A 23,534-nucleotide genomic window follows, 5' to 3' on the forward strand; every position below is an offset into this window, starting at 1 on the left:
ATAGAAAGGAGTGGTTGGCATGCCGGTTGAAGTTATTATGCCCAAACTTGGGATGGCGATGAAAGAAGGAACCGTTTCACAATGGAATAAAACAGAAGGAGAAGCCGTTAAAAAAGGCGACCCGATCGCCAGCATCAGTTCGGAAAAAATAGAGATGGAAATCGAGTCCCCTGCGGACGGCAATGTATTAAAAATCAATGTGCCGGAAGGAAAGGGCGTGCCGCCGGGAACGGTGATTTGCTATATCGGAAACCCGGATGAAGAAGTGGCGGCAACAGCAGCCCAGGTGCAGGAAGAAAAAGGAGAAGAAGAAATAAAGGCGGCCCATCCCGCACCGCTCCCGAAAAAACCGGGAAAAGCGCGCGTGAAAATTTCCCCGGTCGCGCGGAAAATGGCGGAAGCAGCAGGCATTAAACCGGAAGATATAAAAGGGACCGGGCCAGGGGGCAGGATTACAAAAGAAGATGTGGAACAGGCAATTGCATCAAAGAAAGAAAGCCGCAAACAGGACAGCCTCATCCAGGCGCCGGCAGGAAAAGAACCGAAGCACACACCGGTATCCGGCATGCGCAAAGTGATCGCAGAACGGATGCATGCCAGCCTGCAATCGGCTGCACAGCTAACGATCACGATGAAAGCGGATGTCACGGAACTATTGGCGCTAAAAACGCAAGTGAAAGAGACAATCGCAAAACGGTACGACAGCAAACTGACGATCACGGATTTTACAGCAAGGGCTGTCATCCTTGCCCTCAAAAATCATCCGGAAATGAACAGTGCATTTCTCGATGATACCATCGTCACTTACCCGGAAATCCATTTGGGCATCGCAACGGCGGTTGAAAAAGGGCTGATTGTCCCGGTCATCCGCAATGCCGAAAGCAAATCGCTGATCGACTTGGCAAAAGAAATCAAAGAAAAAACAGCGGCAGCAAGATCCGGAAAACTGCCGGCAGATGAGATGCAAGGGTCCACTTTTACCATTTCAAGCCTGGGTGCAAGCGGCGTCGAATTTTTTACGCCTATTTTGAACCCGCCGGAAGCCGGAATATTGGGTGTCGGTGTCGTTTCGGATGAAGCTGTTTTTATCGGGGACAAAATTGAAAAAAGGAGCCGGCTGCCGCTCAGCCTGACGTTTGACCACCGCGTGCTCGACGGGGCGCCGGCAGCGGCCTTCCTGCAAACGGTCAAGCAATATTTGGAAGAACCGGTTACGATGCTTTTGTAGGAAAGAAGGGATCAGGATGGAAACCATCGGGATTTTAGGCGGCGGGCCTGCGGGCTACGTCGCTGCCATTACAGCAGCACAGCAGGGTGCGGATGTCATTTTATTTGAACAGGCGACACTCGGCGGTACATGCTTAAATGAAGGGTGCATGCCGACCAAGACGCTTTTGGAAAGTGCAGGGCGCTACCGGGACATCCGGGAAGCGGACAAATTCGGGATCCGGGTGAACAAGGAAGCGGTGTCCATTGACTGGTCCTCCCTGCTTGAAAGGAAAAATGCGATCGTTTCCCGGCTTGTACAGGGCATTCAATACTTAATGAAGAAAAACAAAATCAAAATCGTGCAGGGAAAAGCGGCATTCCAGTCACCCCATGTTGTTCTTGCAGAAACAGCAAACGGCACGGTTGAAATAAAAGCGGACCAGTTCATCATCGCAACAGGGTCTGAACCGAGCTCCCTCCCGTTTGCGCCGTTTGATGGCAACTGGATCATCGACAGCACGCAGGCCATGTCTCTTCCCGGCCTGCCTCCATCGCTCGTAATTGTCGGCGGCGGGGTAATCGGTTGCGAGTTTGCGAGCATTTACAGCCGGCTTGGGACAAAAGTGTCGATCATAGAGATGGCCCCACATATTTTGCCGGGGGAAGATGCGGATATCGCGAATATTTTAAAAGAGCAGCTTGAAAAAGACGGGGTGGACATTTATACATCTGCTGCCGTAAAAAAACTGGACCGTGATAAGAAATGCGCGCTGATTGAGCAGGAAGGGGAAACGCGCGAGATTTACGGGGAATACGTGCTTGTTTCAATCGGCCGGAAACCGTCTGTCAACGGGATCGGCCTCGAAAATGCCGGGGTGGCGTATGAAAAATCGGGCATAAAAGTCAATGAAAAGATGCAGACGAACATCCCCCATATTTATGCCTGCGGCGATTGTATTGGCGGCATCCAACTTGCACATGTCGCTTTTCATGAAGGAAAAGTGGCGGCGCTCAATGCATGCGGAATGGAGGCAAGTGCGGATTACAAAGCCGTTCCCCGCTGCATTTATACGTTTCCGGAAATTGCCGGCACCGGCCTCACCGAAAAGCAGGCGAAAGAAATGTACGGCGCTGTTCGGATCGGCGAATTTCCGTTTTCGGCAAACGGAAAAGCGATGATCAGCGGGGAACAGGTTGGGAAAGTGAAAGTCATCATCGAGCCGGAATACGAAGAGGTGGTCGGCTTGTCCATTTGCGGCCCGCATGCAACAGAACTGGTCGGGCAGGGGGTATTGATGCTGAACGGGGAAATGACGGCTGATTTGCTTGAGCGCTTGATTGCCGCTCATCCGACCGTCTCAGAAGCCATCCATGAAGCCGTTTTAAATGCACAGGGGCATCCGGTGCACGTATAATCATTCCCGGCAGTCTCTCAGACTGCCGGGAATATTCATAAGCCCTGTCTACATATTGAAAACGCTTTCCGTATTCGATTATAATAGAAAAGAACATCACGACTTTCTTCCTGATGCGCAATTTTCTATGATGAGTCGGAGGGATGAAAGATGGCTGTATGTTATTGGAATACGTGGAAAAAGTTTGTGCAGGAAGGGACATTGGATCCCGAGAGAATCAACAACCGAATCGCTGAATCGTGGTACCGCTGTAAAAAACGGGATGTGAACCCGTATTTGCGGAAAGGGCAGCATATCCTGCCTGTTGAAAAACTATTGGCACACCGGGAAAGGCATAAAGATTTTTTAAATATTGCCGAACGCCATGTGAAAAAGATGGAGCCTGTGTTTCAGGAAGCCGGCATGATGGCGCTCCTGATTGATCCTTGCGGGCATGTGCTGTCCGTATCAGGAAACCGGAAAACCATTTTTGAAGCGCAAAAAATTAATTTTGTCGAAGGGGTTTGCTGGACGGAAGAGCGGGTCGGCACGAATGCGATCGGCACTACGCTTGAGACAGGGGAAGCCGTGATGGTGAACGGCCCTGAGCATTTTTCGGTTGCCTCCCACCAGTGGAGCTGTGCAGCCGCGCCGGTTTACGACAGCCAAAGGAATCTTGTTGGCGTCATGGACTTAACATGTCCATATACCGAATCCCACCCTTTCATGCTCGCCATGGTTTCATCGCTGGCTTATACAGTAGAGCAGGAAATCGTACGCATGGCAAAAAGCCGGCATGAACGTTTCATCCAAAAAGCTGTTGAACTTTCGGACCAGTACGGGGACCGGTTACTCGTCATTACGGATGAAGAAGGAAAAGCCGTTGCGGCAAGCCGGCCGCTTCGGAAGAAAATGCCGGATTATTTTGGTAGAACGATTGAAGAAATGACCTCCCAAACGGATACCATTGTGAACCAATCCATTCCATTGCCTTCCAGCCGGGAAAAAATCGGCACCTGTTTCTTTTTATCTGAAAATAAAAATCTTTCCGGCACCCTTCTTCAAAAAGAAAAGTTCGTCTTCCGCGGCGTCACCGGCATAAGCAGAAGTTTTCAGGAAACGTTGCGCAAAGCCCGGATTGCTTCCCTTTCCGATACCACTTGTTTTATCACGGGTGAGACCGGAACTGGAAAGGAGCTGGTCGCACGGGCCATCCATGAAAACAGCAGCCGGAAAAACGGCCCGTTTATTGCCGTCAATTGCGGGGCTGTGCCGAAAGAATTAATGGAAAGCGAGTTTTTCGGTTATGCCGACGGGGCTTTTACCGGCGCAAAACGGGGCGGCCATAAAGGAAAATTCGAGCAGGCCCATGGCGGAACCTTATTTCTTGACGAAGTGGCCGAGCTGCCGCCTGCCATGCAAACGGCGCTGCTCCGCGTCCTGCAGGATAGAAAAGTTGTGCCGGTCGGTGCCACAAAAGAAGTGGCTGTGGACGTCCGGATCATTGCCGCGACCCACAAGGATTTGCCGAAGCTCGTGAAAGAAGGGAAGTTCCGTGAAGATTTGTTTTACCGCCTGTATGTTTTTCCCGTCCGCCTTCCTGCCTTGCGCGAAAGAAAAGAAGACTTGCCTGCTTTGATTCATTATATCGGCAGGAAAAAAAATCAAGACTTCGAAATCCCGCCGGCGGTTTTGAAAAAAATGCAGGATTATCATTGGCCCGGCAATATCCGCGAACTGATGAATGTGATTGAAAACGTCCGACTGCTTGCTGTGGCCGGTGAAGAAGAAGCGGAACGGTATGTGGACGAATATGTTTCCGGGCAGACCGGGCTTTGCGGCAAAGAAAAACAGGACGCGCCGCTGACCCCGCGGGAAGCGATTGAGCGCGATATGATCCTGGAAGCTTTGAAACATACGAAAGGAAATGCAGCGGCGGCGGCGAAAATGCTGGATATTCCGCGCAGCACATTTTACAGAAAACTGCGGAAATACGGCTTGTAACGATTGAATGCCCGGTTTCAGGGTATAGAAAAAATATCATCTTGGAACCGGGTGGTTATGTTGTTGGATACCGTATGGAAAGAATTCTCGGACATTCATCTTTTTCGTTTTGCGCTGGGTACGGCAGTGCTGCTTGTTGCCGGCAAGTTGTTGAAGTGGACGGTATCCGTGCTTGCAAAAAGGAACCGCCGGCTGCAAAAAACGGTCGTGCCGGCGGTTTATTCAATTACAAACTGGGCTTGTTTATACGGTGTACTTTTGATCTTCCTGTTTGATTTCTCCGATAACAGGTGGTTGTTTTACCCGCTTTATTCCAAAGGCGGGCTCGATGTCACGCCGTTTTTGCTGATTGTTGCTTTAATGATTGTCACGCTCGCGCACAGGCTTGTGAAGCTTCTGACAAAATATGTGCTTTCAACCGTTTATGACCATTATCACGTTGACCGCGGGCTCGGGTATACGTTTAACCGCCTCATTTATTATACCGTCATGATTGTTGCACTTTGTATCAGCTTTACAACGGTCGGCCTTGACCTGTCTGCACTTGGGGCGGTTTTAAGCGTAATCGGGATCGGGCTCGGCTTTGGCATGCGCAACATCGCGGCAAACTTCGTATCCGGGATCATCATTTTATTTGAACGCCCGATTGAAGTCGGTGAAACGGTTGAAATCAATGAGGAAACCGGCAGAGTGGAGAAAATCAATCTCCGCTCTACAACGGTCCGGCTCGATAAAAGCGGTACGCTGATTGTCCCGAATCAATATTTTATTGAACAGGTCATTAAAAACCGGACGACGGAAAAGCCTTCTGCTTCTATTCAGGTCAGCGTCAGTTCCGAAATGGATACAAAAAAGGTGGAAAAGCTGTTGCACGAGGCTTTTGAAACAGTGAAAGAAGCAGATCATGGTCTCGCACCGGATACGATAGCGTCTGTAAAGCTGATCCGGTTGCGGAACCATAGCTTTGATTTTCTTGTAGAGATCCCGCTTTTGCCGGGCAACCAGAAAGATGAGATTGAAAATGAAATGCGCCATGTGATCGTCCGGCTGTTCCGCGAAAACGGCATTGAATTTGCAAAAGAACCGATCGAACAGGTGATTTTGCGGGACAGTTGAGCCCAGCCCAAAAAGGCAGGTACTTATGGCGCCATCTGCCTGATTGGCGGCATCAGGCATACGATTAAAAAAAGTGAAAAAATTTGCCCCAGTTCCTCCGAAAAGTTATGCTTATGGTAGGAGGGGATGGATTTGGCAAGTTTTACAGAGAAAAAGGATTCATGCGACTTCACGAAAGTGGCGGAAAATGTATGGAAACTGGTCGTCCGTTTTCCATTCGGCATGCGGGAGGTCAATTGCTATCTTTTTAAAGGAAAAAAAGGGTACACGATTGTGGATACCGGGGACTTCCATGAAACGGCGAAGGAAACATGGAACAAAGTGCTGGCATCGGTTTTTCCCATTGAAAAAATTGTGCTGACACATTCGCATCCCGACCATCTCGGGCTTGCGAAATGGCTGAAAGAAAAATACAGTGTACCTGTTTTCATGTCCGATTTAAGCTTTCAGACCATGCAGGAAACAAAGGCCCGTTTTGCCGTTTCACATGATAAATACGAAGCGGTTTTGCAAAAGCATGGCGGGCCGACTTTGCCGAAACGGAATTTTGCACGGGAGATCCCGAAATATGATTTTGAACCGGACGGCCTTTTTAAAAATGGCGAACAGGTTCTGCTCGGTGATGATCCTTACGAAGCGATCCGGACGCCTGGCCATGCGCCGGACCATTTTTGTTTTTACAATCGCAAAAAGCAAATTCTGGTGCTCGGAGACCATGTGTTAAAAGACTTGTCCCCCATTGTTGCCGCCTGGTCTGAGAACGACAAAAACCCGCTTGGGGATTATTTTGATTCGCTTGACCGGATTAAAGACCTGCCTGTCAAAGTGGCGCTTCCGGGGCACGGCGGGCTAATTGAGGATGTAAAGGCGCGGGCGGAGAGCATCCGGATGCGCCATGAGCATAGACTCAAGCAAATTGTCATGTCGCTTCAAGAAGGAGAGAAAACAGCGGCGCAAATCTGCCGGGATACTTATGGGGATATGGCAATAAAGCAATTTTTCGCTCCGTTTATGGCAACAATTACAAGATGTCTTTATCTGGAATTTGCCGGAAAAATATCGAGCCGACTGGTGAATGGACAAATTTTATATTTTTTGCCCTGATCAGCTCGCATCTGCTTCAGCTTAAGAGGCAGATGATTTTTTTGCGCCGAAGGAAAAGACGTGCAGCCGGTAAACCAAAAACCGGTTGTTCAAGTTTGCGCAGAAGGTATGGCTTTAGACGGGCGATAAATATAGGGCAAGCAGAAAACCGGGCTTCCGATTTCCCTACATATATAGGAATTGGCCTTGAAAGGTTCGGAATATATAATTAGTTGTGAAAGCCACTTTTACAACAAGGAGGAACCGCATGGAAACCGTTGACGAAATTTTTCAAACAATTGATGCTGCCTTAAAGAAAGATCCTTCCCGGTCACAAGGAATGAATGCGGTATACCAGTTTAATTTAAGTGGGGAAGAAGAAGGGACTTACCATGTCGTTATGCGTCCGGAAGGCAGTTACGCTGGGGCGGGGGAAGCGGAGGATCCGAATTGTACGCTCTCCATGTCATCCGCTGACTTTAAAAAACTGGTGCAAGGCAAAATGAACGGCACGACGGCTTTTTTAACCGGCAAACTCCGGCTGAAAGGGGATATGGGGCTGGCTTTGCGGTTGCAGGACGTTTTGTCAGCATATAACGCTTCCTGATGGAAACAAAAGAAGCGAAAGCCCTTTACAACACCGCTCCTGGGATCCGTTTTGAAAAAGGGAAACCCTGGTGTGGCAAGGGATTCCCGCTCGCTTGGGTGTGCCGGCACAGAAGTTGACCGGATTTTTTGGCGGAAGCTGATAAACCGAGCACCATGCCTGCCGGTTAGAGGCACGACAGGACCGTTCCGGCATGGCGCACCTGACAAGGAGATGAAAAGATGGCGCATGAACGTTTTCAAACCGTTGAGGGTCAAATCAACTGGAATGACCCGATGTATAAGCTTTATGAAAAAGCAAAGCGGAACGGCGGGTGGAATCCGGCTGACATTGATTTCAGCCAAGACCGGGAAGATTTTCTCCAATTAAGGGAGGAAGAGAGGATAGCATCGTTACCGCTTATTTCCTCTTTTTCAGCCGGGGAAGAAGCGGTTACGCTCGATATTTTGCCGATGCTCCATGCGATGGCAAGACAGGGCCGGCTTGAAGACACGATGTTTTTGACCACCTTTTTGCACGATGAAGCCAAACATACGGAAATGTTTTCGCGCTGGCAGCAGGCAGTGGGCGTCGGCGATCTTGATTTATCGGCCTACCATAATGACAGCTACAAGCGGATTTTTTACGAAGCGCTGCCCGAAGCAATGGAGCGCCTGTATACAGACGATTCGCCTGAAGAGGTCATCCGTGCGGCGACGGTTTACAATATGATTGTGGAAGGCGTGCTTGCGGAATCCGGTTATTATTCGTTCAGGCAGATTTATAAAAAATCCGGCTTGTTCCCGGGCATTTTACAGGGCATTGATTATTTAAATATGGATGAAGGCAGGCATATCCAGTTTGGCATTTATACGATACAGCGGCTTGTAGTTGGAAATGAGGAAAGGTTTAAATTGTTCCATGACTATATGGATGAGTTGTGGATGCATGCTTACGGCGTTGTCGAATACCTTGTCGGACTGGCGGTTTTACAACGGGAACAGTCAAATTTTGAATCGCAGATTGTATTCGAGCCGGATATAATGCGGCAATACGCTGTTAAACAGTTTCATATTCGAAAAAGCAAGATCGACCGGGCCAGAAAATACAAGAACCTTACCGAATTGGAAGCTGCTGCAGATTCCTAAAACAGAAGACCCCGGGCCCGGGGATCCAGCGGGAGGACAAAGTAAGTTTCCCGGTGAAGCGGCATGGATGTGGAAAAACGGCGGCAGCTGCGAAACATCTGTAAAAATGTCTCTGCTTCCCGGTTTTCCAGCACGTACCGGCCCGGGCAAAAAAGCCGGCATGCTGTGCGAAACCTCAATTTACCAGGATTGTCACTTTATTGCCCGATTTTTCGCTATCATATGAAATGCTTTTCCATTCTGTTGCTGCTTTTTCGTACGCTTGTTTTGTCCGCTCGTCAAAACACACCATCCACACTTCCTGCACCGAGTCGGAAGTTTCAAGGAATGTACAAATGGTGCGGACAGCGATCCGGGCAGCCGCATCCAGCGGGAAATGGTATACACCGGTGCTGATGGAAGGAAAAGCAACCGTTCGCAGTCCTTTCGATTCAGCGAGGCGCAGGCTGTTTTGGTAACTGTTTTCCAATAATTCGGCTTCATGATGGCCGCCTCCCTGCCAGACGGGGCCGGGCGTATGAATGACGTATTTTGCCGGCAGCCGGTATCCTTTCGTCATTTTTGCTTCGCCGGTCGGGCATCCGTTCAATTTCCGGCATTCCTCAAGGAGCTCGGGCCCTGCTGCTCTATGGATGGCCCCGTCCACACCACCGCCGCCGAGCAGTGTTGTATTCGCCGCATTTACGATGGCATCCGTTTTGACTTTTGTAATATCGCCAAGTACGATTTTAAAAGACTTCATCTCCATCATCTCCGTTTCTGTTCTTTGTTTTATTTTAACAGGAAGGGGTGGATGTTTAAATACCGGTATAGTTTCACACTCCCCTATCCATACTTTAATTGTAAAAAGAAACGGAGGTTTTGGTATGGATGCAAGACGTGCGCAGGAAATTATGAATGTGCCAGAAATGGTGACGGTCACTTTGAACGGGGAAAGGATTTACATCGAGCATGTTGACCGGCAGGAAGAAACAGCAACGGTGCATACCCTTGATCATCCGGATAAAAAGATGAGCGTTCCCGTCAACCTTTTGCTGGAACATTAAAACCGCTTTTTGAGCGGTTTTTTTTCGGTTGACAGTGAAAATACAAACATTTAGAATTTTAGATACGGAACAGATCTTCATGGGAGAGGGGTTTAGTCAAATGAATCTGGAAAACAGCACAGCCATTGTAACCGGCGGGGCATCAGGGCTCGGGGAAGCAACGGTAAGGAAATTGGTGGAAACGGGCGCGAAGGCGGTTGTTTTTGACCTTCAACAGGAAAAAGGAGCAAAATTGGAGCAGGAACTAAAAGGGCGGGTTCGTTTTTTCAAAACGGATGTAACGGATGAGAAAAGTGTTCAAGATGCGCTAGAACAAATTGAAAGCGTTAACATACTGGTAAATTGTGCCGGCATCGGAGCGGCGAAAAAAACATACGGCAAAAGCGGCGTACATGATCTTGCCTCTTTTCGGAAAGTGATTGAGGTGAATCTGATTGGCACGTTTAATGTGATCCGGCTTACCGCTGAAAAAATGGCACATAACAGCCCGAACGAAGAAGGGGAAAGAGGAGTGATCATTAATACAGCCTCGGTTGCCGCTTTTGAAGGGCAGATCGGGCAGGCAGCCTACAGCGCGTCAAAAGGCGGCATTGTCGGGATGACGCTTCCGGTTGCCAGGGATCTTGCCAGCCTTGGCATTCGTGTTGTCACGATTGCACCGGGTGTATTTGAAACGCCGCTTTTCGCTTCTTTGCCAGAAAAAGCAAGGGATGCGCTTGGCAAGATGACACCGTTTCCTCCCCGTCTCGGACGGCCGGCAGAGTATGCGCAGCTTGTCCAAAGTATTGTCTTGAATCCGATGCTGAACGGGGAAACGATCCGACTTGACGGTGCGATCCGGATGCAGCCGAAGTAATGTGAAGCTGATGATGGAAAAATCCGCCTGGCAGGCAGGCACGGGAAACATCTCAAAATCGCACGCGCAAGGCGGATTGGGCCGGTTGCTTAACGGGTCGATAAAAACAGTCCGGGCCGGGCACCATTTTCAAAAGAGTCCCGTGCAAATGCGAGACTAAGACAGGAAATACGGGTTTACAAGCGGAATCGCAGTTTAAAAACGCAGGGTATAAGATGAATGGAATATTTTTATGGTGAGGGGAATGCGGATGCGGGAAGCGGTCATTATAGAAGCGGTTCGGACACCCGTTGGAAAGCGGAATGGATTATTAAGCGGGATCCGGGCAGAAGAGCTGGCGGCGAAAGTTTTACAGGAAGTGGTCGAACGGGCGGGGATATCTCCGGATATGGTGGAAGATGTGATCATGGGCTGTGTTTCCCAGGTCGGGGAACAGGCGTCTGATATTGCGCGGCAGGCAACGTTGATCGCAGGATTTCCGATTGAAGTGCCCGGCGTTACCATTGACCGCCAGTGCGGATCCAGTCAGCAGGCGGTGCATTTTGCAGCTCAGGCGGTTCTCTCCGGCGATATGGATGTGGTGATTGCAGGCGGGGTTGAGAGCATGTCGCGCGTTCCGATCGGCTCCAACAGGAACGGCGCCGCATTCAGCAAGTTGCTCACTGCAAAATACAACATGATCCATCAGGGGCTGTCCGCAGACTTGATTGCGGAAAAGTGGGGCATTAGCCGTGAAAAGATGGACCACTATGCGCTTGAAAGCCACAGGCGTGCATTGCAGGCGCAAAAAGAAGGGCGTTTTGACAGGGAGATCATGCCGGTTGAAGCGGAACAGCCTGATGGCAAGACCGTGACAGTTGTGAAAGATGAAGGCCCGCGTTCAGATACATCGATTCAGAAATTGTCCGCGCTGAAACCGGCTTTTCAGGAAGACGGGCGTATCACGGCAGGTAATGCGAGCCAGATTAGCGACGGGGCAGCTGCCGTTTTAATCATGTCCCGCACAAAAGCAGAGGCACTTGGCCTGAAGCCGCGGTTCCGAATTCTCGCCCGGACCGTTGTTGGGTCTGATCCGACACTGATGCTGACAGGGGTGATCCCGGCTACGGAAAAAGTGTTATGTCAGGCGGGGCTTTCGATTGATGACATCGATGTATTTGAAGTGAACGAGGCATTTGCTTCCGTACCGCTTGCCTGGCTTTTAGAAACCGGCGCCAGTCCGGAAAAACTGAACCCGAACGGCGGTGCGATTGCGCTTGGCCATCCGCTTGGCGCAAGCGGGGCGCGGCTCATGACAACGCTAATACACGAGCTGGAACGAACAAACGGTCGTTACGGCTTGCAAACGATGTGCGAAGGTTACGGTATGGCAAACGCGACGATCATTGAAAGATTGGATTAAAAAACATGTTGTTTCCGGCTGGGGAAAGGAGCGTATCACCGCAGCCGGCGCTTTACTGCGGCAAACGGAAAAACCGGGTTTTTCGAACAGGAGGAGTAAAAATGTTTGTTGGGCAACAGCTCAAATGGCATGCCATTCATCAACCGGACCATATCATTACGTCTTACCGGGGAAAGAAAATGACTTATGCTCAATTTTACCGGGAGGCGATAAATGTCGCCGGCTTTTTCCAAAAAAAGGGGTACAAAAAGGGAGACATTATTGCCCTTTTTCTTCATAATTCCGATGTGCTGCTCATTGCCTATTATGCCTGCCAACTGGGCGGTTTCACAGCCATGCCTGTCAATACAAAATTGGCACCACCCGAAGTGCAGTATATTTTTCATCACTCAGAAGCAAAAGCCCTCATCTATGATACCCGTCTGCTCCATATATTGCATGAAATTCCGCGCGAGTTTCATCAATTCCAAGACCGCCTGATGGTCGGCGGGGAAGACACATTCCGGGCTATTGCCGGAGAAAATACGGATGCTTTTATGCCTCCCCAAATAGAGGCAGATGATACTGCTGTGATTTTTTATACATCCGGCACAACCGGCAGGCCAAAAGGCGTCATGCTGTCTGCCGCAAATGTCCGGGCAGCGGCACAAATCTGGGCTGAGGCAATGGATTTAAGCAGGGAAGACCGTGTGCATATTGTCACCCCATTATTCCATTGCGCGGCATGCCATGTCTTTAGCATTCCGGCCATCTACCGTGGTGGCACCATGATCATAGAAGAACAATTTTCCCCTGAGAAAACGCTTGAAACAATGGAAAAAGAAAAAGTTACTGTTTTCTTCGGGGTGCCGGCAATGTACAGTATCCTTCTCAATACGCCGAAAATGGCTGAAGTTGACCTGTCTTATTTGCGATTGTTCTGTTATGGTGCGTCTCCGATGCCGTATGAACGTGTGCGCCAGTTAAAAACGCGTTTTCCGACAGTAAAAGTACAAAATTTATACGGCCAGACCGAAAATGCGCCGGCAGCTTCAACATTAACTGACCGTTTTGCTATGGAAAAGGCAGGTTCGGTTGGCCAAGCATTGCCGCAAACGGAAATTCAAGTGGTAGATGCGGGCGGTTCACCTGTTCCCGCCGGGGAAGTAGGCGAAATCATCGTTAAAGGGCCGCAAGTCATGAAAGGATATTTGAAAAATGAAGAAGAAACGCGGAGGGTATTGCAAAACGGTTGGCTTTACAGCGGAGATTTGGGCTATTTCGATGAAGCCGGCTTTCTGTATTTAGTTGACCGTAAAAAAGATATGTTAATACGTGGAGGCGAAAATGTTTATCCGGTGGAAGTAGAGGAAGTGCTGTATGAAATGCCGGAAATTTTGGAAGCGGCAGTAGTCGGAATTCCGCATGAAATATACGGGGAAGTGCCAAAAGCCTATATTGTCGTGAAAAAAGGCGAAACATTGACAGAAGAAAAAGTGTTTGCCTATTGTTCGGGAAAACTTGCAAAATATAAATGGCCGGCCGAAATTGAATTTTTACAGACGCTTCCACGAAATGCGAGCGGGAAAGTTTTAAAACACGTTTTGCGAAAACAAATTTCCGGGGTGTAAGGCAAACAGCACGGCAGCAAAAAATACCCATTTTGAGAAAGGGCGCCCGTGCCGTTTGGGAAAAGCGTAATGCCGGCAATGCGCCGGTATTTTTTTGTTTAATTTGGTTTAATAACACTATGTGCTAAAAGATAAATAATATTTGACCAAATGTTTGCACGATAAAAATGAACGAATTTTTACCATTCTTTTGCCGGCTTAGCCGGATGCACGGTTGATATAAAACGCGACTCCATTTTATAGAAATGAAAGGGTTTCAGAGCAGATTTTATAAAAATTACACAATGTGCTAAAAACATAATAAAAAACAAAAAACCTACACAGCTAAAATAACATACGTTCGAGTGTTAATTTTTGTGTGCTGCCGGCACATTTTACTATAATGGAAGAAAAAGGGGTGAGTAGCATGGCGGAAAAACGGCAAAGGGAGAGTACCGGCTTTTTAATCAAACAGCGCGCCTTTTTAAAACTTTATATTATCACCAATATTGAAAACGGACGGTGGTACGGGCTGCAGCTTTTGGATGAATTGAAAAAAGAATTTAAGCCGCTCGGTTTCGAACCGCAGCATTCCGAAATCTACCGGGCGCTTCATGAACTGGAAGATGAGGAGCAAATTTTGACCAAAATAAAAGTAAAACCGGACGGGGCAAAAAGAAAAGAGGTTGTGGTATACAAAATCAAAGACATGGAAAAAGCAAAAGCGTACAAAAAACTTGTCAAGGCTGACTTGGAACGGTGCGAGCAGCTTTTGCGAAAAGCGCTTCAGGATAACTTTTCATAAAAAAAGCCGGGTGTGCCGGCTCTTTTTTATTTATCATTTTTCGTAAGAAGCGGCCCTTTTGGCTGCGAGTATGTGCTTATCCCGCGTATAGGTTTACCCGTCCTGTTTCAAAAAGGGGGATAAAAGAAATATTTTTCCGCACAATGGTCAATCCCCGTTCGGCTCAAGCAAGTATTTTAACATTCGCTGTCCATGCCGAAAAACAGCAGAACGTTCACTTTAAAACAATCGATTTCGTTTTTTCTGATTGATATACATCCAATGCGGCCTGCAATCCTTCTCCACGGTTCACTTTTACGCCATGCCTAATCAGAACGGCTTCAAGGCCGCCTAATAATGCGAGCACATTATCTTTTCGACAGCCGTAGCCCATCGTGCCAATCCTCCAGATTTTTCCGTGCAGTGGGCCAAAAGAAGAAGCGATTTCAATGCCGAATTCCTCAAGAAGCATGTGGCGGACAGATTCGCCGTCGGTTCCGTCCGGTATGTTGACGCAAGTGACGCAGGGGAGTTTGTGCACAGGGTCGCCGAATAAAGACAGTCCCATTGCCAGAAGCCCTTCGATAAGCGCTTTTTCATGCAGTTTATGGCGTGAAAAACGTGCTCCCAGTCCTTCATCCAACACAAGCCGTAATCCTTCTCGTAGCGCGTAGATCATGGACGTTGCCTCTGTGTGGTGGTTCAACCGGCGCGGGCTCCAGTAATCCTGGAGCATGCCCAGATCAAAGTAATTGCTTGTGATCGGGCGCATGCTCCTTGGATAAGCACGGTCCTCATCAGTTGCAATGCCGCGTTCCACTTTTTTGCGTGCCAGCACGATTTTTTCTATACGACTGTTGTACGTAATCGGCGCCATGCCGGCAGGGACTGACAGACATTTTTGCGTTCCGGCAACAAGGGCATCGATATACCATTCATCTGTCCTGACATCTGCTCCTCCGATGGATGCGACTGCATCTACAACAAACAAAACGTCCTGTTCGCGGCATGCCCTTCCGATTTCTGCAAGGGGCTGCATTCTGCCGGTGGAAGTTTCACCGTGCACCATTGCCAGCACTTTCGGCTTTATTTTCTTCATCTCCGCAATGACATGGCCCGGTTCGAATACTTCTCCCCACGGACATTCAATGGTGTGGACTTCAGCACCGTACCGTTCGCAAATTTCTGCAAATAAATGGCCGAATCTGCCATAAATGGGCACCATGACACGGTCTCCGGGTTCAAGAATGCTGCAAAGCACAGCTTCTAATCCGGAGCGGGAAGTTCCGTCAACCGGGTAAGCCCAATGGTTTTTTGTCTGAAATACTTGGCGGAGCATATCCATTACTTCATTCATAATGGCTGTAAATGCCGGATCGAATTGACCGAGGATCGGTGTGCCCATTGCCCGCAACACACGCGGGTCGACCTCAACCGGGCCGGGTGTCAGGATGATTCGTTTCGGTGCCGTTAATTCTGCATATGCCAATTTCATCTTCTCCTTATTGTGCATCATTTAAGTGTAAGCCAGCTTGTATAATACGCTTTCCAATAAATCAATGCCGGTTTCAAGATCGCGAATAGCGCTATATTCTCTCGGCGAATGACTGATACCGTTCCTGCTCGGTACAAATAGCAGCAAAGTCGGGCAAAATGAGCCGAAAATCTGGGCGTCATGCCCGGCGCCGCTCACAATATCTTGAAAAGCAATCTGCCGGGATTTAGCAATGGATCGCGCTATTTCGGCCAATGCCGGATCCAGCGCGACCGGTGCTGTATCGAGCCATTGTGTAATCGAAATATGGATTCCCTTCTTTTTGGCGTTGCGCTTAAATGTTGAAAAAACATCGTTGCAATAGTGTTCCATGACTTCCTGCCTGTGATGGCGAATATCCAGGCTGAATGCCACTTCACCAGCAATCACATTGGCTACATTCGGTTTCACGTCAATCTGGCCAACGGTTGCCACTAAACCGGGATCGGTTTCTTTTGCCTTTCTTGTTAAGTATGAGATGAACTGGGCAGCAGCAGTAACTGCGTCTTTTCTCAGGGCCATCGGTGTCGTGCCGGCATGGTTGCTTTCTCCTTTTAGCCGAATCGTATAGCGGCGCTGCCCAACAATATGCGTGGCCACTCCGATAGTCTTATTGTTTTGTTCCAGCACCATTCCTTGCTCGATATGGAGTTCCAAAAATGCCCGGATATCCGTGCGGGCAGGGGAGATGTATTTTCCTGGTCCAAAACCCGCCCGCTTCATCGCATCGGACAGTAAAATTCCATTTTCATCCTGTATGCCATCCGCATCATGAAAATGATACAGGCCGCAAATATTTTTCGATCCCCAGAAAGTGATGGGGAACCTGCTGCCTTCTTCCTCGCACAATGACGCCGTTTCAATTGTTTTTTTGGGCGGCCCGTATTTCCGGAGGAGCCTTGACACAGCGATAAAACCGGCTATCACACCGTATGCGCCATCATATTTTCCGCCTTCTGTGACAGTATCAATGTGCGACCCGGTTAAAATTGCCCCGCTTTTTTCCGTACCTTGGACTCTGCCATATAAGTTCCCAACACTATCAAAATACGTTTCAAGCCCTGTTTCCTTCATTTTTGCTTTCAGGGCGTGCTGTGCCGCTTGCCATTCCGGTGTATACAATCGCCTTGTGACACCGCCCGTTTTTGTTTTTCCAAAGGAGGCGAGCCATTCGATCATCTCGCTTACTTGGTTTGTCTCAGATAATTGGTTTACGGACATTGGAATCGTCAACTCCTTTTCCATAAAATGGACGATTTTCTAACATGGCCTATCTATAGTGTAAAGGGTGTTTTTCGAAACTTCATTATGTATTTCATACAAATTTTCCGACCATTTTGTTTATAATCAACAATTTATGATACAATAATACTTAATTTGAATATTTAGGAAACGGGGGAAAGCAAATGAATGTGCAGGATCTGCTCGAAGTCCCGGAACTTGCCGGCATATCCATTGTTGCGGGGAAATCCGGGCAAAACCATGAAATCCGGACGGTGAATATGATGGACGCGCCCGATATTGTCCATTATTTAAAACCCAATGTCATGCTGATTACAACTGCGTACCATTTTAAAGACGACCCGAAAAAGCTGGCGGAACTGATTCAAGCCATGTCTGACAAAGGTTGTGCCGCACTTGGGATTAAGACAAAACGATTTTTGGGGAAGATACCGGATACCGTCTTAGAACTTGCTGAACGCTTGTCTTTTCCGGTCATTGAGTTGCCGCTTTCCCTCACGCTTGGAGAAGTGGTAGATCTGACATTGCGGGCAATTGTAGACAAGCATGCACGTGAGTTAACGATGGCACTTGAAGCCCATAAGCGGTTTGCTGATGTGGCGATGCGCGGGGACGGCATTCGCCCGATCCTTCATGAACTGTCGAAAATGATCCATTGCCCATGTGAATGCCTTGACCAGCACTTCGATGTGGTTGCTCGTTGTCCGGGTGCAGGAGCTGCTTTCGCTTCGCTTGAGGCAAGCCTGCCCGGCCATTTTCCGGCAAAATCCCCGGCATTCTCCTTAACATTTTCTGTTATACGGGATCAAAAGACATACACGCTGTTTCCTATCCATATAAAAGAAAAAAAGACGGGCTTTTTAGCCATTACGGGGGAGTTAGACCAGGCGGACCACTTGCGCGCGCTGCTGATTGAACAGGCTGTGAATGTCATTTCGTTTGCCCTTATGAAGGAGCAGGCTGTTAAGCAGCACGCCCGCAGCATCCGGAATGATTTTTTTCTTCATTTTCTTGAAGGGGCGTTCTCTTCGCAGGCGGAAATGATAAATCGGGCTGCTGAGTTTGCTTTGCGCAATGATCAGGCATATGTTTGCGTTGCCGGAAAAATAGACGGCGGTTTATTGGATGGTCAGGATGAAATTTATGAATTTATAGAAGACGACGTGGCACATTCGCCAGGGGATGCTCATTTTTTTACGAAGGGGGAGCTCTGTATTCTGCTCTATGAGGTGCAGACATATGACAGCAGCTGGATAGAAGCGCAGCTGCATAAAATCCAGGAAAAAGTACAGGCTTATTTCGGACGAACGATGTCATTTGGAATCAGCAATTTGAGCCATAGCTTTTTAGAAGTCCGGAGTGCTTATAAAGAAGCCATAGACGCGTTAAAATCCGGTGAATTGTCGAGAAAGTCCGCATATATCCAAACGTATTTAACGAAAGATATCGTGTCATTGCTGCGCCTCATCCCGCGTGAAGATCTGGAAAACTTTTACCGGCATGCGTTTAAAGGCTTTCGCCGCATAAAAAAAGAGGAACGGGAATCGCTGCTTCAGACTTTATCTGTATTCTTGGAAACAAACTGCCAGATATCTGAAACGTCCAAACGGCTTTATGTCCATCGCAATACTGTTGTTTACAGGATTGAAAAATGCAGGGAGCTGCTTGGAAAAAATTTAAAAGATCCGGATACCAATCTGCAGCTGCGATTGGCGCTTCGGATCCACAATCTGCTTGAGCCAATCGGCAGTTAGAGCCATGCTGACGTGTGGCTCTTTTTTTATTTGTGAGAAAACCTCACATACATCTTTGCTTTTTATTTAAATTGACCAGTAAAAATGCAAGTTTTTAGTGAATTTATCCATTGATCATCAAAAGCAAAGGGACTATCATGTTAAATAATATAACTCCAATATGTTATTAAATTATCCATGAATAAAGGAGGAATGGAATTGAATCAGAAAACAGGGATTTCAAAAATTTTTTCACTAGGCCTTCAGCATGTGCTTGCCATGTATGCCGGTGCCATTTTGGTTCCAATCATCGTTGGCAACGCGTTAAAGTTTTCCCCCGAGCAGCAGGCATTTCTAATCTCGGTAGATTTGCTGACATGCGGGCTCGCGACCCTTCTTCAATCATGGGCATCAAAATGGTTCGGAATCGGCCTCCCGGTTGTCATGGGTACTTCCTTTGTTGCTGTGTCCCCGATGATTACGATCGGCACCGGATACGGCATTCATGCCATTTATGGCGCCATTATTGCTGCAGGTTTGTTCATTATTTTGTTTTCCAAAGTATACGGGAAATTGTTAAAACTATTTCCGCCTGTCGTAACGGGGACGGTGGTGATGATCATCGGATTATCCCTGATCCCGACCGGTATAAACAATATGGGCGGCGGACAGGGGAGTAAAGATTTCGGATCTCCCGAAAATTTGCTGCTTTCCTTCGGTGTGCTGGCGCTGATCCTCATTATGAACCGCTTTTTTAAAGGTTTTTTGCGCGCCATTTCTGTGTTGCTCGGGATCATTGCCGGCACAATTGCTGCAACCGTTATGGGGAAGGTTGATTTCACAGTCGTTGCGGAAGCTTCCTGGTTCCGTGTTCCGGCCCCTTTTTATTTCGGCATGCCGGCATTCCATATTGTCCCTGTCATCACGATGATCATCGTCGGAACGGTCATTCTGGTGGAGTCCACTGGTGCTTTTCTGGCACTCGGGGAAATGACGGACAGGAAATTAACCGGTAAAGACATTACAAACGGTTACCGGGCAGAAGGAATTTCTTTTATCCTCGGGGGGATTTTTAACGCCTTTCCTTACAGTACTTTTTCCCAAAATGTCGGCCTTGTCCAGCTTGCCGGCATCAAAACGAAAAAAATCACGATTGCTGCCGGCATCATCCTGATCTGTCTCGGAGTGCTGCCGAAAATTGCCGCATTGGCGACGATCATTCCAACTGCTGTATTTGGCGGCGCAACGGTTGTCATGTTCGGAATGGTTGTGTCTTCAGGGATCCGGATGCTGCGGAATGTTGATTTCTCGGAAAACAGCAATTTGCTGATCATTGCCTGCTCCGTTTCGCTTGGGCTCGGTGCGACGGTTGTCCCGGATTTATTTCATGTTTTGCCGCCCATGCTCAGAATCCTGGTGAATGACGGCATCATCTGCGGCAGCCTGTGCGCCATTATTTTAAACTTGCTCTTGCCGAAAAAAGACCGCGTGCGTGCGCCTTCTGACATTCCCGTACGTGTCGTGGATCCGGCTTTGAAAGAAGGATGAAGATGGCGACGATCCATGAATTCAATCAAATCACGAAGGATGCATTTATAGAGCAGCTTGAAGGGATATTTGAACATGCCCGGTGGCTTGCCGAACAAGCAGCAGCTGGCAGGCCTTACCATTCGCCGGATGAATTATTCCGGAAGATGGTAAAAATGGTGGAAGACTCAGGGGAAGACCGGAAACGGGAGTTGATCCGGGCACATCCGGATTTAGGCGGCAGGATGAGGATGAGCGCGCATTCGGCGTCAGAACAAAGGGAATCCGGGCTGCAGAACCTGACAAAGGAAGAATATACAAAGTTTCAAAGAGCCAATGAAAAATATAAGAAAAAATTTGGCTTTCCTTTTATATTGGCCGTTCGCGGAAAAAACAAGGAAGAGATTTACGCGGCAATGCGCGAGCGGCTTTGCCACAGCAGCGAACAAGAATTTCAAACCGCACTGGAGCAGATTTATCAAATTGCTTATTTCAGGTTTACTGCGCTCTTTAACCAATCGAACGAAAATGGAGGAAATAGTGATGAGTTTGGAAGCACTGAATAAACGGGTACAAAAAGATCTATCTTGCCTAGCGTTTGGCGGGGCAGACTGGGTTCGGCCGGTTGTTCATCAGGAAGGCCATGTATATGATGCGATTATAATTGGCGGCGGACAGTGCGGCGTTGGCGTGGCATTTGGTTTGTTAAAAGAGCGGATCTCCAATATTCTTGTAATTGATGAAAATCCCAATGGTTATGAAGGACCGTGGGATACGTATGCACGGATGCTGACGTTAAGAACGCCAAAACACCTGACCTCCATTGATCTCGGGATTCCCTCACTTACTTTCAGGGCCTTTTGGGAAGCGCAATACGGAGAAAAAGCATGGGACGAGCTGGACAAAATCCCACGCCGAGAATGGATGAATTATTTACGCTGGTACAGGAAAGTGCTTCGCCTCCCAGTTCTGAACGAAGTTACTTTAACCTGTATAGCGCCTGAAGGAGGGGTGCACAGGCTGCAGATTGAAGGGAAAGGGGCACCTTCTTCATTTTTACTTGCGCGGAAAATCATCCTTGCCACCGGAATTCAGGGCGGCGGGGAATGGTATGTGCCGGACTTTATAAAGGAAAAACTTCCGTCCTATTTGTATGCCCACACATCGCAAAGGATAGAAATGGAAAAGCTGAGAGGAAAGAAGATCGGCATTTTGGGCGGCGGTGCATCTGCTTTTGACAATGCGAACCATGTGCTTGCAGAAGGGGCGGCAGAGGCCCATGTATTTATCAGGGGAAACGATTTAAAGCGGATTAACCCGATTCGCCAGATGGAACTTTCCGGAATGATTGAACGGTACCATACTTTGTCTGATAAAGATAAATACGCAGCGATGGCCCATTTTTTCAAGTATAGCCAGCCGCCGACAAATGATATTTTTAACCGTGCCAGCGCCTGGCCGGGCTTTCGGCTCCATACCGGGTCACCGTGGCTGGATGTAAGGGAAGAGAGAACACAGGCAGTTGTCACCACCCCGCATGGAGCGTTTGCTTTTGATTTTTTAATCATTGCCACCGGTCTTGTTTCCAATCCATCATTGCGGCCGGAATTGCGGCTGGTTGAGCCGTATATTGCCCGCTGGCAGGATCGGTTCAGTGCGCCGGAAAAAATAAAAAATCCTTTGATTGATGCGCATCCATACCTTGGTCCGGATTTTTCTTTCCTTAGCCGCAATGAAAAGGGGAGGCGGATACTCTATGGTTTGTTTGCTTTTAATTATTCGGCCCTCATTAGCTGTGGGTTGTCTGCTTCCGCTTTATCAGGCTTAAGATTTGCAATCCCGAAAGTTGTCCAAGGCGTTGCAGATCAACTGTTCCTTGATGACCGGGAACAAATATTAAAAGACTATTTTTCCTACCGTGAAATAGAATTTACCGGCAATTGGACAGAAAAAGCGATTGCCTCCGCTGAGTTGTAAAGAAAGGATGGCGCATATGCCCGGTTTAACAACACATATTTTGGATTTAACACATGGCAAACCTGCTGAACATGTAAAAGTACAGTTATTTAAATTTGATCCGGCAACATCAAGGTGGCGGTGTCTTGCCAAAACGGTAACAAATAAAGACGGCCGGACGGATGCCCCACTGTTATCTGCTGAGAAAATAGATTCCGGCTTGTATCAGCTTGTTTTTTCTATCGGTGATTATTTCTGCAGCCAGGGAGCAAATCTTCCGGACCCGCCTTTTTGGGGTGAAGTGCCTGTCCGGTTCAACATTTCTGATCCGGCTGCCGGTTACCATATTCCGCTATTGATTTCTCCCTGGGGGTATCAGACCTATCGCGGAAGTTAAAAAGGGAAGAGGCAGTTTGAACGGCCTTCACCGTTTAAACGGACGCTCCCCCTTATGCTTGATCGATCACCCCGAGCATTTCCAAACCATGGTAAATACCGGATTCGGTAACGCTTGTCGTCCGGTGTTTTGCATAAGCAAACAGTCCGGGGTTGCTGTTTGCCATCGCAAAACTTTCGCCGACTGCCTCCAGCATTTCTTTATCGTTCATGCCGTCCCCAAACGCAACGGCTTTTTCTTTTGGAATGCCGAGGATATCCAGGGTTTTGGCTACAGCCATGCCTTTATTCACTTTATCAAGAATAACGTCGTAACAATGCCTGAATCCATCAATGTTGACCTGGGATAAATGCAGGCCGGGCAAATCTGCATACAATGCGGCGCCGTTTCCCCGGACATTCACAAGCGTAATGCCCAATACTTGATCAAGTACTGCCGGTGTAAAAGGGGCGTTTTGGCGAAGGTGGATTTTTTTTATAAAACTTTTCACTTCAGGCACATCAAAAGAAGTGATAAAGTTTTGCCGGTCCGTATACAAAACGACTTCATGTCCGTGCTTTTCGGCAATGCCAATAAATTTATCGACAATTTTAGGGTCCATTACCGTTTTAAAAAGGTTTTTTCCTCTATAGACAGCAAGTGTGCCGTTATAGCCGATCGCGGATTCGATTTCCAGTTCGTCCATCAGCCACGAAATTTCATGAAGCGGCCTCCCGGTTGCCAGGAAGACTTCCATGCCGTGCTTTTTTGCTTTGACCACGGCCTTTTTTGTTGAAGGCTGGATCGTATCTTCCGGTGTCAAAATCGTTCCGTCTACATCTAAAAAAAGTGCTTCATAGTGTCCCATCATTTCGCTCCAGTATGTATAATTTTTCACTTTTACTTTACCACAAATAAAAATGAATGTGAAAAACTTCGCTATTGTTGT

Annotated in this window: 21 protein-coding genes; 17 read left to right on the forward strand and 4 right to left on the reverse strand. The window is 48.1% G+C overall.

Annotation, left to right across the window (positions count from 1 at the left end):
* The first annotated feature begins 19 nt into the window (after nucleotides 1-19).
* From NSS95_RS07390 to NSS95_RS07420, 7 genes are all read left to right on the forward strand, one after another.
* Nucleotides 20-1,228 (forward strand): dihydrolipoamide acetyltransferase family protein, encoded by a 1,209-nt coding sequence (locus NSS95_RS07390; RefSeq protein ID WP_328229229.1) that lies wholly within the window; start codon nucleotides 20-22, stop codon nucleotides 1,226-1,228.
* Between the two features lie 16 nt (nucleotides 1,229-1,244).
* Complete coding sequence (gene lpdA, locus NSS95_RS07395) at nucleotides 1,245-2,624, forward strand: dihydrolipoyl dehydrogenase (protein ID WP_035184897.1); 1,380 nt, start codon at nucleotides 1,245-1,247, stop codon at nucleotides 2,622-2,624.
* Between the two features lie 150 nt (nucleotides 2,625-2,774).
* On the forward strand, nucleotides 2,775-4,607 hold the full coding sequence (locus NSS95_RS07400) for a sigma-54-dependent Fis family transcriptional regulator (protein WP_328229230.1): 1,833 nt from the start codon (nucleotides 2,775-2,777) through the stop codon (nucleotides 4,605-4,607).
* 60 nt (nucleotides 4,608-4,667) lie between these two features.
* Complete coding sequence (locus NSS95_RS07405; RefSeq protein WP_429890065.1) at nucleotides 4,668-5,723, forward strand: mechanosensitive ion channel family protein; 1,056 nt, start codon at nucleotides 4,668-4,670, stop codon at nucleotides 5,721-5,723.
* A gap of 126 nt (nucleotides 5,724-5,849) precedes the next feature.
* A complete protein-coding gene (locus NSS95_RS07410) occupies nucleotides 5,850-6,827 on the forward strand; it encodes an MBL fold metallo-hydrolase (protein WP_225620887.1) in 978 nt (325 codons plus the stop codon).
* A 247-nt stretch (nucleotides 6,828-7,074) separates the two neighbouring features.
* Nucleotides 7,075-7,413, forward strand: a complete 339-nt coding sequence (locus NSS95_RS07415; RefSeq protein WP_014098298.1) for an SCP2 sterol-binding domain-containing protein — start codon at nucleotides 7,075-7,077, stop codon at nucleotides 7,411-7,413.
* Between the two features lie 221 nt (nucleotides 7,414-7,634).
* Nucleotides 7,635-8,540, forward strand: a complete 906-nt coding sequence (locus NSS95_RS07420) for a R2-like ligand-binding oxidase (protein ID WP_035184889.1) — start codon at nucleotides 7,635-7,637, stop codon at nucleotides 8,538-8,540.
* A gap of 175 nt (nucleotides 8,541-8,715) precedes the next feature.
* Here the strand turns inward: NSS95_RS07420 and NSS95_RS07425 are convergent, their stop codons facing one another.
* A complete protein-coding gene (locus NSS95_RS07425; RefSeq protein ID WP_014098295.1) occupies nucleotides 8,716-9,282 on the reverse strand; it encodes an O-acetyl-ADP-ribose deacetylase in 567 nt (188 codons plus the stop codon).
* A 124-nt stretch (nucleotides 9,283-9,406) separates the two neighbouring features.
* Between NSS95_RS07425 and NSS95_RS07430 the strand changes: the two genes are divergently transcribed.
* The 5 genes from NSS95_RS07430 to NSS95_RS07450 all read left to right on the forward strand — a co-directional run bounded on the left by NSS95_RS07430 (nucleotide 9,407) and on the right by NSS95_RS07450 (nucleotide 14,238).
* On the forward strand, nucleotides 9,407-9,586 hold the full coding sequence (locus tag NSS95_RS07430) for an H-type small acid-soluble spore protein (RefSeq protein ID WP_014098294.1): 180 nt from the start codon (nucleotides 9,407-9,409) through the stop codon (nucleotides 9,584-9,586).
* A gap of 100 nt (nucleotides 9,587-9,686) precedes the next feature.
* Complete coding sequence (locus tag NSS95_RS07435; RefSeq protein WP_035184886.1) at nucleotides 9,687-10,442, forward strand: 3-hydroxyacyl-CoA dehydrogenase; 756 nt, start codon at nucleotides 9,687-9,689, stop codon at nucleotides 10,440-10,442.
* Nucleotides 10,443-10,692: 250 nt separating this feature from the next.
* On the forward strand, nucleotides 10,693-11,844 hold the full coding sequence (locus NSS95_RS07440; RefSeq protein ID WP_035184884.1) for a thiolase family protein: 1,152 nt from the start codon (nucleotides 10,693-10,695) through the stop codon (nucleotides 11,842-11,844).
* A 101-nt stretch (nucleotides 11,845-11,945) separates the two neighbouring features.
* Nucleotides 11,946-13,454, forward strand: a complete 1,509-nt coding sequence (locus tag NSS95_RS07445; protein ID WP_035184909.1) for a class I adenylate-forming enzyme family protein — start codon at nucleotides 11,946-11,948, stop codon at nucleotides 13,452-13,454.
* A gap of 406 nt (nucleotides 13,455-13,860) precedes the next feature.
* Nucleotides 13,861-14,238, forward strand: a complete 378-nt coding sequence (locus NSS95_RS07450; protein WP_014098290.1) for a helix-turn-helix transcriptional regulator — start codon at nucleotides 13,861-13,863, stop codon at nucleotides 14,236-14,238.
* 214 nt (nucleotides 14,239-14,452) lie between these two features.
* Here NSS95_RS07450 and NSS95_RS07455 read toward each other — a convergent pair whose 3' ends face one another.
* Nucleotides 14,453-15,706: a pyridoxal-phosphate-dependent aminotransferase family protein gene (locus NSS95_RS07455; protein WP_225620889.1), complete on the reverse strand. Its 1,254-nt coding sequence runs from the start codon at nucleotides 15,704-15,706 to the stop codon at nucleotides 14,453-14,455.
* A 27-nt stretch (nucleotides 15,707-15,733) separates the two neighbouring features.
* Nucleotides 15,734-16,972 (reverse strand): allantoate deiminase, encoded by a 1,239-nt coding sequence (allC, locus tag NSS95_RS07460; protein ID WP_035184841.1) that lies wholly within the window; start codon nucleotides 16,970-16,972, stop codon nucleotides 15,734-15,736.
* 185 nt (nucleotides 16,973-17,157) lie between these two features.
* Between allC and NSS95_RS07465 the strand changes: the two genes are divergently transcribed.
* From NSS95_RS07465 to uraH, 5 genes are all read left to right on the forward strand, one after another.
* Nucleotides 17,158-18,747: a PucR family transcriptional regulator gene (locus NSS95_RS07465; RefSeq protein WP_046721170.1), complete on the forward strand. Its 1,590-nt coding sequence runs from the start codon at nucleotides 17,158-17,160 to the stop codon at nucleotides 18,745-18,747.
* 198 nt (nucleotides 18,748-18,945) lie between these two features.
* Entirely contained in the window at nucleotides 18,946-20,274 is a 1,329-nt protein-coding gene (locus tag NSS95_RS07470) for a nucleobase:cation symporter-2 family protein (protein WP_407067034.1), read from the forward strand.
* A 2-nt stretch (nucleotides 20,275-20,276) separates the two neighbouring features.
* Entirely contained in the window at nucleotides 20,277-20,819 is a 543-nt protein-coding gene (gene uraD / locus NSS95_RS07475; RefSeq protein ID WP_052042176.1) for a 2-oxo-4-hydroxy-4-carboxy-5-ureidoimidazoline decarboxylase, read from the forward strand.
* Nucleotides 20,797-22,230, forward strand: coding sequence for an NAD(P)-binding domain-containing protein (locus tag NSS95_RS07480; protein ID WP_061086907.1), 1,434 nt, complete (start codon nucleotides 20,797-20,799; stop codon nucleotides 22,228-22,230). Before uraD ends, NSS95_RS07480 begins: the two co-directional genes overlap by 23 nt.
* 16 nt (nucleotides 22,231-22,246) lie before the next feature.
* Nucleotides 22,247-22,606 (forward strand): hydroxyisourate hydrolase, encoded by a 360-nt coding sequence (gene uraH, locus NSS95_RS07485; protein ID WP_035184831.1) that lies wholly within the window; start codon nucleotides 22,247-22,249, stop codon nucleotides 22,604-22,606.
* A 52-nt stretch (nucleotides 22,607-22,658) separates the two neighbouring features.
* Here the strand turns inward: uraH and NSS95_RS07490 are convergent, their stop codons facing one another.
* Nucleotides 22,659-23,453 carry a Cof-type HAD-IIB family hydrolase gene (locus NSS95_RS07490; protein ID WP_014098289.1) on the reverse strand — a complete coding sequence of 265 codons (795 nt, stop codon included), beginning with the start codon at nucleotides 23,451-23,453 and terminating at the stop codon, nucleotides 22,659-22,661.
* Between the last annotated feature and the right edge of the window lie 81 nt (nucleotides 23,454-23,534).

The organism is Weizmannia sp. FSL K6-3076, from assembly GCF_038007245.1.
In the GTDB taxonomy this organism is placed as follows: Bacteria; Bacillota; Bacilli; order Bacillales; family Bacillaceae_C; genus Weizmannia; species Weizmannia faecalis.